Annotated in this window: 12 protein-coding genes; 8 read left to right on the top strand and 4 right to left on the bottom strand. The window is 43.7% G+C overall.

Annotated features, from left to right (window positions below; genetic code table 11):
* Nucleotides 1–253: 253 nt before the first annotated feature.
* The 4 genes from HUG15_RS17735 to uraD all read right to left on the bottom strand — a co-directional run bounded on the left by HUG15_RS17735 (nucleotide 254) and on the right by uraD (nucleotide 3994).
* Nucleotides 254–1582, bottom strand: coding sequence for a nucleobase:cation symporter-2 family protein (locus HUG15_RS17735; RefSeq protein ID WP_200124354.1), 1329 nt, complete (start codon nucleotides 1580–1582; stop codon nucleotides 254–256).
* Nucleotides 1583–1670: 88 nt separating this feature from the next.
* The gene (gene uraH, locus HUG15_RS17730; protein ID WP_200124353.1) at nucleotides 1671–2030 is read right to left on the bottom strand and encodes a hydroxyisourate hydrolase; all 360 of its coding nucleotides are present in this window, start codon (nucleotides 2028–2030) and stop codon (nucleotides 1671–1673) included.
* On the bottom strand, nucleotides 2030–3025 hold the full coding sequence (gene pucL / locus HUG15_RS17725) for a factor-independent urate hydroxylase (RefSeq protein WP_246516388.1): 996 nt from the start codon (nucleotides 3023–3025) through the stop codon (nucleotides 2030–2032). Before pucL ends, uraH begins: the two co-directional genes overlap by 1 nt.
* 465 nt (nucleotides 3026–3490) lie before the next feature.
* Entirely contained in the window at nucleotides 3491–3994 is a 504-nt protein-coding gene (uraD, locus tag HUG15_RS17720) for a 2-oxo-4-hydroxy-4-carboxy-5-ureidoimidazoline decarboxylase (RefSeq protein ID WP_200124352.1), read from the bottom strand.
* A 314-nt stretch (nucleotides 3995–4308) separates the two neighbouring features.
* Between uraD and allB the strand changes: the two genes are divergently transcribed.
* From allB to fdrA, 8 genes are all read left to right on the top strand, one after another.
* On the top strand, nucleotides 4309–5670 hold the full coding sequence (gene allB / locus HUG15_RS17715) for an allantoinase AllB (protein WP_200124351.1): 1362 nt from the start codon (nucleotides 4309–4311) through the stop codon (nucleotides 5668–5670).
* A gap of 44 nt (nucleotides 5671–5714) precedes the next feature.
* Nucleotides 5715–6233, top strand: a complete 519-nt coding sequence (gene tpx / locus HUG15_RS17710; protein ID WP_200124350.1) for a thiol peroxidase — start codon at nucleotides 5715–5717, stop codon at nucleotides 6231–6233.
* 210 nt (nucleotides 6234–6443) lie between these two features.
* The gene (locus tag HUG15_RS17705; protein WP_281393551.1) at nucleotides 6444–7682 is read left to right on the top strand and encodes a pyridoxal-phosphate-dependent aminotransferase family protein; all 1239 of its coding nucleotides are present in this window, start codon (nucleotides 6444–6446) and stop codon (nucleotides 7680–7682) included.
* 40 nt (nucleotides 7683–7722) lie between these two features.
* A complete protein-coding gene (locus tag HUG15_RS17700; RefSeq protein WP_200124349.1) occupies nucleotides 7723–8553 on the top strand; it encodes a sugar phosphate isomerase/epimerase family protein in 831 nt (276 codons plus the stop codon).
* 33 nt (nucleotides 8554–8586) lie between these two features.
* The gene (gene allC, locus HUG15_RS17695) at nucleotides 8587–9840 is read left to right on the top strand and encodes an allantoate deiminase (RefSeq protein WP_200124348.1); all 1254 of its coding nucleotides are present in this window, start codon (nucleotides 8587–8589) and stop codon (nucleotides 9838–9840) included.
* A gap of 132 nt (nucleotides 9841–9972) precedes the next feature.
* On the top strand, nucleotides 9973–10737 hold the full coding sequence (allE, locus tag HUG15_RS17690) for a (S)-ureidoglycine aminohydrolase (RefSeq protein WP_200124347.1): 765 nt from the start codon (nucleotides 9973–9975) through the stop codon (nucleotides 10735–10737).
* A 220-nt stretch (nucleotides 10738–10957) separates the two neighbouring features.
* Nucleotides 10958–11413, top strand: coding sequence for a nucleoside deaminase (locus tag HUG15_RS17685; protein WP_200124346.1), 456 nt, complete (start codon nucleotides 10958–10960; stop codon nucleotides 11411–11413).
* Nucleotides 11414–11456: 43 nt separating this feature from the next.
* On the top strand, nucleotides 11457–13175 hold the full coding sequence (gene fdrA / locus HUG15_RS17680) for an acyl-CoA synthetase FdrA (protein ID WP_200124345.1): 1719 nt from the start codon (nucleotides 11457–11459) through the stop codon (nucleotides 13173–13175).
* Nucleotides 13176–13199 lie beyond the last annotated feature (24 nt).

Raw genomic sequence — 13199 nt, 5'->3', positions numbered from 1 at the left:
CAGAAGGTAGCCAAGAGGAAATCGGATAAGTTGTCTGAAAATTTATACTCATAATTACTTCTCTACCCAAAGATGTAATTATAGTAAATGGCTAATGTATACTGAACAATTGTGGTATATGGATCAAAAGTTATGCGAGATGAACATATGGGTTGTAAAAAATGTATAATACATTACATGCCAATAAAACTCTCCCAAAGAGATGCTCATCTCTCTGGGGGAAAGTGAATATTAAAACCGGGACTCATCGATGTTATCCACCGGCCTTTGTTGAGGTGGGAGGATCATTTGTTGCGTGTTCCGTTTTGTCGGGGCCATTAAGCAATAGGTTCAAAGTGAACAACGCGATGGTGCCCATGACGATACCATTTCCGACAATGAGTGTAATGTTATCCGGATAAGTGGAAAATATTTCTTCCGCCCCTTCGATTGCTAAAGCGATCCCTACACCAACGCCAATAACGAGTTGATTCGTCCCTTTTGTCAAATCCGATCGGTTGATCATACGAAGTGAGGAAGCGATCAACATTCCGAACATAGGGATCATCGCGCCACCAAGAACCGGCCTCGGGATCATGGAAGCAAGCGCGGATACCTTAGGAAAGAGACCCAATACCAAAAGAATGATGCCGGAGGCAATGAGTACATAACGACTTTTAACGCCGGTAAGGGCAACTAATCCTACGTTTTGCGAAAAAGTAGAATGGGTAAAGGAATTAAAGATCCCACTGATAAACCCGCCAATTCCTTCCGCTCTCAGTCCTTTTTTAATATCATGACCGGTTAACTTGCGATCGGTAATCTCGCCGAGGGCAAAAAAGGCGCCAATACTTTCGATCATAATGATGATGGCAACAATGGTCATCGTTATAATCGCAGATAATTCAAAGGTTGGCACTCCGAAAAAGAAAGGTTGTGGAACTAAGATCCAGTCCGCTTCCCTGAGAGTGGTGAAATCAACCATTCCGAATAAAACGGCAACGGCAGAACCGATAATCATAGAAAACAACAACGCTACCGCTTTCATGAAACCTGTGAAAAAATAATTAAGGCAAAGAAACAGCAACAGCGTAAATCCTGCTAATGCCAAATTCTCCAAGGATCCATAAGCACTGCCTGTTGCATCAACTCCTCCCGCGGCGTTATCCATTGCCACGGGCATCAAGGATACCCCAATAATTAATATAACGGCTCCGGTGACGAGCGGTGGAAAATAGGGGATTATTTTGCCGGCGAATTGCGCCAGTATCGTCACTATTATACCGGCGACAATAACCGCCCCAAATATCCCGGTTAAACTGTGAACTTGTCCGACCGCAATCGCTGGTTGTACGACAACGAACGAAACAGCCATGAGCACAGGAAGACGAATGCCGACATGCTTATTGCCGATAACTTGAATTAAAGTGGCTACACCACAGGCCAAAATATCAAAAGCAATTAAGTAAATTAATTGTTCTTGGGTTAATCCTATAGCCGGACCGATGATCAAAGGTACGGCAACAGCGCCACCGTACATAACAGCGACATGCTGAAGTCCCAAGATGGATAACTTACCGACGCCTAAATCATTTTGTTCCATTTAAACACTCCTTTATGCCTGCATGTAAAAATACTGTAATTAGGAGATCACCTTTTAGTCGTAAGGTGACCCCTTGTCCCTCTATTTACTAGCTCCCCCTATACGTACTATAGCCACCGGGAGCAACTAATAAAGGCACATGATAATGAGCGTCGCTGTCCGCAACATTGAAACGTACAGGCACATCATTTAGAAAAGGCGGATGATCAGTCGTTACGTCACGCTTTTTGAAATAATCACCGGCGTGAAAGACTAGTTCATAGGTTCCTTGTTGCATATCGTCGTCCGCCAAAAGGGGGTTGTCCACTCGGCCATCGTCATTGGTCACTACGGTTTTCACATGCGTTCGGTCACTCGTGGAGCTCAAGCGCCACAACTCAATCGTCAGTCCCTGTGCTGGAATACTCGCGGAAATATCCAACACATGCGTTGTTAAATGTCCGGCCATTATTTATTCCCCTTATTTTCAAGGTCTTTTCTCGTCACGGTAAATCCTTGGAATCCATATGGAGGTCGGGGTTCGGTATGAACCTGGCCCTTAGAACCTTCAATGTCTTGAATGACTGGTTCCCAAGTGCGATTGTTCGTTTTGAAACGGATTTGGTCCAATTGCGGGAACCTTTGAAGCACACGCAACCCGATCTCGTTAATGAGGTGTTGAATGGAATTATTGTATAGTTCATGAAATACGGTAACCGCAATGTCCCGTACTTGTTCTGCAGCAACGTAACGTTCCGGGTTGTCTCCTGTGCCATCTTTCATATCCTGATAGATCCAGCTCAGGTCTAAAAAGATGAACAGAGGGCGATCCGACGTTTCCGGGAGCTGCGTATATTCATCTTGAATATAGCCGTAAAAAGAACTACCGCTCACTTTAATGAGGTGTAAATCAGATATGCCACCGGTTTGTTTTGTGAGCTTATAACCTTCATCCGTTCGTGTTACTTCAACGGAAGCCGTGCTATATTCATTCCGTGAGCAATTGTAGACAAGATCGCTTTCAACGATGCCGGAACCGTCATGAATTTTTACGGTGTCATAAGGGATCTCGTCACTGCTCAATTCAACTGCTTCAATATGATTATACTTTTCAAGGAAACGTTCGCCTACAAATTGTAAAAAACCTTCCATGGTAGCGCCTTCATATTTGGCAGCATGCGCCAAGATGAAATTTTTCATCGAGTCTGTAGCGACGACCATGCTGTTATCTCCCTCTGTAAAAGAGGGCAAAAACTTTTCCCCTCGGAAAGAAACTTGAATGTTCATGCCGAAGATAACATTTTCCCGTCCCGTAAAATCCGATTCGGGAATTTTTGTAATATTTGTAAGCGGGGTAGCGTATGTGCGAAAAACAAATACATCCCCTTTGCCGTAATACATCACTCTGTCGTCCGCGGTTTTTTCTTCATCAACGAACATGACTTTTTCTTCTACTGTTCTCATTTCTGACCCTCTCCTTTAGGATTTGATTGCATCTTCTAAACGAAAAAGCGCAATTTTATAGATTTTAGCTGTTTCATATTGTCATGAGGTGGTAAATAACGTCCTATTTGCTGATCGACTGTTTGAATCATCGTTTCTTGCAGATCGCTCAATGAGGTAAACGGACGTTAGAATAAGGATCGTGAATCTTACTAAGGATTTGTTGTGTCATCGTGCACCCAGACCTTACTAGCTTTCATTGAGGTGCCATTATAAGATTTGCTTGTTTTGCGGTTATTTTACGATGATTTCCGTCACCTCCTTAAAAAGATAAACAACAGTATGTAAATATGTCCATTATGATAGCGCTGTCAAATAAGTCTGTCATTATAACCATTGGCTAAATTTTATAATCTATATTGTTAAAAATGATTATTTTTATCGTAATAAATCACTCTCTACTGGTCATATTTCTCACATCCGCCTCTAGGGTTTGATTGCATCTTCCAAACGAAAACGTGCAATTTTGTAGATTTCATTTAGAGCTGTTTCATATTCCCTGTCGTAATCGTTTTCAACTCTTTCCATCATGGAATGATAAATACTGTCCTTGGAGTGTCCTTTTACAGCCATGATGAACGGGAAATTGAACTTTTCGGTGTATCTGCGATTCAATGCAAGAAAATTTTCATACTCCTCTTGAGAAAGTTGATCCAAACCCGCCCCAGATTGCTCTTTTTGTGAGGATGTTGTTAGTTCCACTCGCCCGGCCAAATCCGGATGGGCACGCAATAGCGTAAGTTTTTCTTTTTTATTTGCTGACTGGACAGTTTTTTTCATCGTTTCGTGAAGATCATCCAATGATGAAAACGGACGTGAGGTTAAAGAACGTTCGGCGACCCAAGGGGAATGCTCATAAATCTTACCAAGGGTACCGATGAAAATTTCACGTGACATGTCGTTAATGTCGTTAAGGGTTTGTTGCGTCATAGTACACCTGACCTCCTTAAAAAGATATACACTAGAGTGTAAATATGTCCATTATGATAGCGCTGTCAAATAAGTCTGTCATTATAATCATTGGCTAAATATTATAATCTATATTGTCAAAAATGACTATAAAATTTCAATGATGTGCGGAATAAGTTTTCTAAAGTTATTAGAACATTTGATAATGAAAAAACCAAACATTTTGAACAAAAATATTTATAAATTTTAGTTAAATGATATAATGATTTTGGTCGATTTAATAGATAATGTAGCGTTATATAAGTTTTTCGGCATGTAGAAAGGAGAATAGACAAGTGGCGTATGATGTAGTCATTAAAGGCGGGCATGTCGTTTTGAGCAGTGGTGTCCGTCGCGTAGATATCGGAATAAAAGATGAGAAAATAACTTGTATTGCTGAACATATAGAAGAGCAATCAAAAGAGGTCATTGATGCTTCCGGACAGTATGTGCTGCCCGGAATGATCGATACTCATGTTCATATCTCGGAACCGGGACGTACGGCGTGGGAAGGGTTTGAAACGGGCTCAAAAGCACTTGCGGCAGGTGGGACCACAAGTTATGTAGAGATGCCTCTGAACGCGCTACCCGCGACTACCAATCAAGAGGCTCTGGAACTCAAACTGGAAGCTGCTAAAAACCAAAACTACGTCGATTATGGATTTTACGGTGGACTTGTTCCGGATAATATGGACGATCTAAAGGATTTAAACGATGCCGGTGTTTTTGCATTCAAATGTTTTATCGCTTCGTGTGGGTCCGGGATGGAAGGAGATTTCGCAAACGTTGATGATTACACGCTCTATGAAGGGATGAAACATTTAGCGACATTGGATCAAATCCTATGTATCCACGCCGAAAACGCCTCTATTACCGATAAACTCGCGGAAGAAAAAATCCGTCAGGGGAAAACGACCGCGAGAGACTATGTGGAAACACGTCCGGTCGTTACAGAGGTAGAAGCTGTTCAACGAACGTTGTTGTTTGCTAAAGAGACGGGGTGTCGATTGCACTTTGTCCATATTAGCAGTGCCGATGCCGTTGACGCGATTTTGAACGCGCGTCGGAATGGCGTGGATGTAACGCTTGAATCTTGTACGCATTATTTTGCACTTAATGCTGATGACCTCGCCGAAATTGGTCCGAAAGCTAAATGTTCGCCGCCGTTAAGAGAGGCAGAGGAGCAAGAGAAACTATGGAAGGCGTTGCTCGACGGGAAGATCGACTGGCTGACGTCCGATCATTCTCCCTGTACGCCGGATTTAAAAGAAGGAAAGGATATGTTTGAGGCATGGGGAGGGATTAGCGGTTGCCAAAACAACGTGGACATTATGTTTGATTTAGCTGTTAAACAGCGGAAAATGCCAATCGAGCGATTTGCAGCGTTGATTGCCGGCGTCCCGGCCGCGCGATTTCAAATTCCGAACAAAGGCGAAATCGCAGTATCCAAAGATGCAGATATCTTTTTGCTTAATCCAAATCAATCCTACACGCTTCATGAAAAAGACCTTTATTACAAAAATAAATTTAGTGCGTATACCGGGAGGACGATAGGGTGTCGTGTCACGAAAACGATCCTTCGGGGACATGTGATCTATGATATTGAAGAAGGTATTGTCGGGCAGCCGAGAGGGAAAACGTTGTCTCCGGAAATGTGACAGATGCCAAGACGGGGGAAACCATAAAAAAGGGAGGCGTAATTATGCTACAAGAACGTGAAAATGCCGTAACGATGAAAGGGAACCCGGTGACGCTCATTGGACCTGAAATCCGACCCGAGGATGAAGCACCTGATTTTACCGTTCTGATGACAGATCAATCGGAACATACACTTTCAGACACAAAGGGAAAGATCCGCCTAATAGCAACGGTACCCTCATTGGATACCCCGACGTGTGATCAGGAAACTCGGCGCTTCAACGAGGAAGCCTCGGCATTTGGCAGTAACGTCGAGGTGCTTACGATCAGTGCGGATTTGCCGTTTGCTCAAAAAAGGTGGTGCGGGGCGCAAGACATTGACCGTGTATTGACGCTGTCCGATCATCGTGAAATGTCATTTGGAAAAGCGTATGGCACATATATCAAAGAAAAGCGTTTAGAATGCAGGGCTGTGTTTGTTGTCAACGCTGACGATATTGTTACATACGTAGAATATGTCCCGGAAATGACACATTATCCTGATTACAACGCGGCGCTGGAAGCTGTGAAAGCCGAGCTTTGATAAAGTGAACGTTTAATCGAAGATCCGTTGGATGCGGATCTTTTTTTGATCGAACATTTTTATGTGCAATTATATAAAATAAACAATAAACGAAACATTTTTCAGCTTCTTTTAACAATGACCTTAGACGAAAAAATCTTTATATTATAAACAAGAAGCGAATCGTTTTTCTTGGAATGAGCTTATTTACAGAAGAAGGGAGATTTTATCGTGACTTATACTGATTTGACAACACCATTACGCACGATTATGACGCCGGGGCCGGTAGAAGCCGATCCGCGTGTCCTTCGAGCTTTATCAACGCCGGTGATCGGGCAATTTGATCCGGAATTCTTAAATATTATGGATGAAACGGTTGATCTGCTCCGTTACTTATTTCAAACGGAAAATCGGCGGGCATTCCCGATCAACGGGACATCCAGATCCGGCATTGAAGCGGTCCTGTGCAGCATCATTGAGCCCGGAGATAAAGTGCTCGTGCCGATTTACGGACGGTTCGGCTATCTGATTGCTGAAATTGCGAGTCGTTGCGATGCCGAAGTGCACACGATGGAAAAAGCGTGGGGCGAAGTGTTCGCTCCCGAGGAAGTCAAAGCAAAAATAAAAGCGATCAATCCGAAAATTGTTGCAATAGTCCATGGTGAAACATCTACCGGGCAGATGCAACCGTTAAAAGAAATCGGTGCCTTTTGTCGGGAAAACGGCAGTCTGTTTGTTGTTGATGGTGTCGCGACCATAGGCGGGGTTGAATTTAAAACAGATGAATGGAACATTGATGCCGCGATTACCGGGACGCAAAAATGTCTTGCCGTGCCATCTGGGATGGCGCCGATCACTTACAATGAACGGGTTGAAAATATTTTACTGGAACGCAAGAAAATTGAGCGCGGATTGTCTCCTGATTCGGAAAATAGCCGTCAAATCCAAAGCAATTATTTGGATTTGAGTCAAATTCAGGATTATTGGACGTCAGGGAACAGACTAAATCACCATACGTTAGCAACCTCAATGCTGTACGGTTTGCGTGAAGGCTTGCGTATCATTCAGGAAGAAGGCCTTGAAGCGCGCATTAAGCGTCATCACCTACATGGCAAAGCACTGGTCGCCGGTCTTGAAGCCATGGGTGTCGAGTTACGAGGGAACGGCGAACATAAAATGCCGGTCGTGACCTTGATCAATGCGCCTGAAGACGTGGACGAGGCAAATGTTCGTTCTACGTTGTTGAACGAATTCGGGATTGAAATTGCCGGCTCCTTCGGACCTTTTAAGGGGAGAGTAATGAGAATCGGAAATATGGGGAACAGTTGCCGAAAAACTAATATCCTCCACACGCTCGGGGCGTTTGAGGCGGTTATGATTCAACATGGTGTGACGGTAAACCGCGGCGAGGCTGTACAAGCCGCTTTGGGAACCTATGCAGCCGAGGAAAAAGCAGCTGTTAAATCATAAAGATTATCATATTTATCAGTAATTATTAAGGGGGGATATAATGAAGAAGGGGCTTAGTGATGCTGTTTTCATTCCGGAATGGAGCACGGAAACGTTTCTGAAAGAGGCTGGGGAAGCCGGGTTTTCAGGAGTGGAACTAAATGTAAGGGAAGATCAAGGCGACTTAACGCTCCGGACGACGCCGTCTGAGGCAAGAAATATCGTGCGGCGAGCGAACGCTCATGGGATTGATATACCGACATTATCGACCGGCTTGTTTAACGTTTATTCGCTTGCTTCCGGTGACCGTGCGGTACGCAAGCAAGGGGAAGACATTGCGTCTCGGATGATACAATTGGCGGTAGAGATGGAAGTGCCGATCATTCAAGTCGTACCGGGTGTTGTCACCCCTGATGAACCGTATGAAGATGCTTATGAGCGGGCGAAAGATTCCTTATATCGTTTGGGGGAGGAAGCGGCTTCTTCCGGGATAACGATCGCCATCGAGAATGTTTGCAATAAATTTTTACCGAGCCCATTGGAATTTACCCATTTTCTGAAAGACATTAATCATCCGTCCGTCCAGGCATATTTTGACAACGGAAATGCCATGGTTATGGGACATCCGGAACATTTCATTTCTCTTTTGGGCGATCGGATCGTGGTAATGCATGTGAAAGATTATAAACCATCGATCAAGGATTTCGTAAATACATTCGATGGAACGATCAATTGGCCGGAGATGATGAAAGCGTTAGCAATGATTCCGTACACAGGCTATTTGATCGCCACCCCGCCTTACGCGAGTTTGCACAGTCAAAGGCGGCTCGTGCAGAAGACGAGTGACGATCTATCAATCATTTGTGAGCTGTCCGGGCAACCCTCTCGTTAAAAATGAAGCTTAATGTAGAAGGAGCTGTAAAGGATGGATGTTCAATGGGCACAAGACATCGTGGAAAAAATTAATTGGCTCGCCCAGTTTGGAAAAGACAGCGAGAATGGCGGGGTTACAAGACTTGTATACAGTGAAACATGGTTGGAAGCGCAACTTGCATTAAAGAAATTGTTCGAAGATGAAGGGTTCCATACCGAATTTGATGAAGTTGGAAATTTATTTGCCCGACTCAATGGGACCGAGTATACGAACGAGACGATTTTAACCGGCTCTCATATCGACACCGTGAAAAATGGCGGTTATTATGACGGGCAGCTAGGTGTTATTGCTGGCTTTTTCGCTTTAAAACATTTACAACAGACATATGGACAACCGGTTCGCAACATCGAAGTAGTTTCCATGGCAGAAGAAGAAGGTAGCCGTTTCCCTTATAGTATGTGGGGTTCCAAATATATCGCCGGTCAGGCCAAGCAAGAGGATATAAAAGGAATAAAAGACGCCAATGGTGAATCATTTGAAGAAGCGATGAATAAAGCGGGCTTCGGATATAAAAAAAACCGGGAAAACGTGCGTGATGATCTAAAAGCATTTATTGAACTGCACATTGAACAAGGCAATGTCTTGGAAACCGAAGAAATTCCGATCGGTATCGTCCAGCATATCGTTGGGCAACGCCGATTCATCGTTGAGGTTACCGGTCAAGCCAATCACGCCGGAACAACCCCAATGGGATATCGAAGGGATGCGATGAACGCAGCGGCCCGTATGATCTATGGCGTAAATGATCTCGCGTTGTCTTATGGCGACCCACTTGTAGCAACGGTTGGGGAGATACAAGCCCAACCGGGCACCGTCAACGTTGTGTCGGGAAAAGTTATTTTCTCGATTGATGCAAGGCATATCAATGAAAAAGAACTCCAAGATTTCACGGATGAAATGACGGCAAACTTACGAACAACGGCAAGCCATATCGGCGTAGAGATCGATATTGACATGTGGATGGATGAACCTCCGGTGCCGATGGATCCGGCAGTAGTCGATATTATTAAACAGCAATGCGACAATCAGCAATTATTGTACAAGCTTATGCATAGCGGCGCGGGCCATGATGCGCAAGTTTTTGCACAAAACATACCAACGGCTATGCTCTTTGTCCCCAGTCGGGACGGCATCAGTCATAACCCGCAAGAATATACGAAGCCGAAAGATTTGGTCGAAGGCATAAAAGCATTGACAGGCGCCATTTATGATCTGGGGTATACAAAAGAATTGTCGTTAAATTAGAAAACTCGGCTTTTCGCCAAGCTTTTATGGCGAAAGCCTTAGTTGCACTTATGTAGGTAAGAAAGTTGATTTATACTTTCATACCTAACCAAAAAAGCCGTATCGAAATAAACAAGGAAAGTGGGGTTAACCATGAGTTATCCATCAGATTTACTATCTAGCCGAGCGATAATAAGACCGGGAAAATTCGCACTTATTCCGCCGCAAGGGCTGGTAGACAATGTAATCCCGGGATTTGAAAACTGCGAGATTTCGATTTTAGCTTCTCCGAAGCTGGGCGCGAGTTTCGTTGACTATAAAGTCACCATGCATGAAGGCGGAAAAAATACGCGGGGATTCGGAGAAGAAGGCGTCGAGACATTTGTTTATGTGATAGAGGGGAAAATAAAAGCCCATACGGACGACGAGGCTTTTACGCTAACTGAAAGCGGCTATTTGTATTGCCCGCCGGGTAAAAAGATGTATTTAGAGAATATGCAAAGCGAGGATGCGCGTTTGGCGCTTTACAAGCAAAAATATGAACCGCTTGACGGTTATGGCGAGCCGTGGGTAGTCTCCGGGCACGCGAATGAAATCAAAGGTGAGATCTATCAAGATATGGAAAATGTCCGCTTGAAAGATCTATTGCCTACAGATGTCGTTTTTGATATGAATTTTCATATTTTAACGTTTGATCCGGCAGGAAGCCACCCGTTTATTGAAACACATGTACAGGAGCATGGTGCTTTCTTATTATCGGGTGAGGGGATGTATAATTTAGACAATGAATGGATTCCTGTCAAAAAGGATGATTACATTTGGTTCGGCCCCTACGTCCTGCAAGCATGCTATGGTGTAGGCAGAGAACCGTTTTCCTATGTGTATTCCAAAGATTGCAATCGAGATGCAAAACTATAAAAAACGTTGCTTTTAATGATACGTGAAATGAAGGTAAGAAAAAGCTCCCTAATGACAAGGGAGCTTTTTTGCAATGCTTTCACAAGCCTGCCGAAAAGCCAAGGTTTCTAACGTTAAAGTTGAATAAAAAATCAATGATTTTTTAGTTTATATGAACAATGAAATATAGAGAGAAAACACTTACATTATATATAGGCGGCAAATAGGGAGGTTGAAATGTTTGCAAGAAAAATTTATGGAAGTAGTCATACGTTTAGCATGCGATACAGTCGAGCATGGCAATACACCATTTGGGGCAGTCATCGTAAAAAATGGGGAAATCATTAGTGAGGAAGCCAATGAGGCTAGAAGTGGAAACGATCCAACGGCTCACGCAGAACTCCTTGCGATAAGGGAAGCGGCAAAGAAGCTTCAGAGCGAAAGTTTGGCCGGGTGTGACCTGTATGCCAGCGGAGAGCCCTGTCCAATGTGTCTGGGAGCCATTTATTTAGCGGATATTAAGAATGTTTATGTCGCCTATTCCCTCGAAGAAGCTGCTGCATACGACTTGGCTTCGCCGTATATTTATGAGCAAGTAGCTAAACGAAACGAAAATAGGGATATTTCTTTTAAAACGGTGAAACCAAGACATGTGAAACAATATCCCTTTGAAGTTTGGAAAAAAGCCGGACTTTGATAACAAACATAAAGATTAATCGAAGATCATGGGAGAGAAAACAATGCTTTATACAGTCATTAAGAAAAATTTATATCAGGATTCGGTGAACTTAATGCTGTTGTCGGAGCAATTAAACACCAGATCCGATGTGAATCAAATATCCGTGATGATGGGGACGCCGGCAAACAAAGATATTTTCAAAGGTGCTGGATTATATACAGAAGAACTTGGTACCGCAGATCCGAATGACCTATGTATTGTAATGGATATTGACAATAAAAAAGTTAAGAGCGTCATCATTACTGAAATTGATGACTACTTGAAAAATCAGCGAGCACAATCGAGCAAGATCATGATACCGCATGCACGCAGCTGGGATACATCAATAAAGAAACTGCCGAATGCCAATTTAGCAGTGCTATCCATTGCAGGAGAATATGTGGCCGAAGAAGCAGATAAAGCGCTCGATGAAGGATTAAATGTTTTTATATTTAGCGATAATGTAGGAATCGATGATGAAGTTCGATTAAAACAAAAAGCGCACGAGCGTGGACTTATCGTAATGGGTCCCGATTGCGGAACGGGAATTTTCAGTGATATTCCGATTGCATTCGCAAATGTGGTCAATCCGGGAAATATCGGCGTTGTCGGGGCATCAGGCACAGGGATTCAGGAGATTACCAGTATTATCTCCCGTACCGGTGGAGGGCTGACACACGCGATCGGGACCGGAGGAAGGGACTTGTCTTCTGAAGTTGGAGCAATTACAACCATTGACGGTTTGAATTTGCTTGCACAAGATCCACATACTGAAGTGCTCGTCTATGTTTCAAAACCACCCGCCCCCGAAGTGCGAGATAAAGTCGTTAAAATGTTTACAACACTTGCTAAACCAGTTGTTGCTCTTTTCATGGGAGAAAAACCGGCGGAAGACCATGACAATGTACATTACACATGGACGCTAGAGCAGGCAGCTTTAAAAGCAGTGGAACTGGCGAATCAATCTTTAAACGAGGATGTTCAATCGGAAATCGGGCGAGTGAAAGCCGAGCCAGGCCAACGTCAGTTAAAAGGGTATTTCTGTGGTGGAACGTTGGCTTTGGAAGCAGCGATGATCTTGCGTGATGAATCCCGGTTGGAAGATGACGGCAATCATGCAAATGGCATCATGTTCCAAGACAATGGCAGTGAAATTGTGGATTTGGGTGATGATACGTTCACGAAAAATCGCCCCCATCCGATGATCGACCCGACGATGAGAATTGAAAAAGTAAAAAAAGCTGCAAGTGAGCCCGAGACAGCTATCATTTTGCTGGATAATGTTATCGGATACGGTGGACATGTAGATATGGCTGGTGTATTCGCAGATGTAATCGAAGAAGAAAAGATCAAAGCTCAAGAGCAAGGAAAAGCCATTATTTTTATTGCTTCTGTAACAGGGACCCACAAAGATCCGCAAGTATATGAAGAGCAAGTCAAAAAGTTGGAAAACGCCGGCGTGCTTGTGAGAAACAGCAATGCCGCTGCAATACAATTGGCGATAACAATAATGGAAGAATTAGAATCCAGCTTGTCTCCGAGTGATGAAGAAACGGCAGTGACTGTTGATTCCACACCTGCAGAGAAATTAATTTCAGAAAAACCGCGGATTGTAAATATTGGGTTACAAAGTTTTGCTGAAACCGTCCATGAACAAAAGGGAGAAGTCGTGCAATTTAATTGGGCGCCTGTAGCAGGAGGGAATCAGCGTCTAGCATCATTGTTGGCAAAACTGAAATAATGCTGAAGCACCTTTTCCTCGTTA

The organism is Salicibibacter cibarius (assembly GCF_016495725.1).
Classification (GTDB): domain Bacteria; phylum Bacillota; class Bacilli; order Bacillales; family Marinococcaceae; genus Salicibibacter; species Salicibibacter cibarius.
Note: the sequence above shows the minus strand (reverse complement) of the source record. Positions and strands in the feature narration are given on the sequence as shown.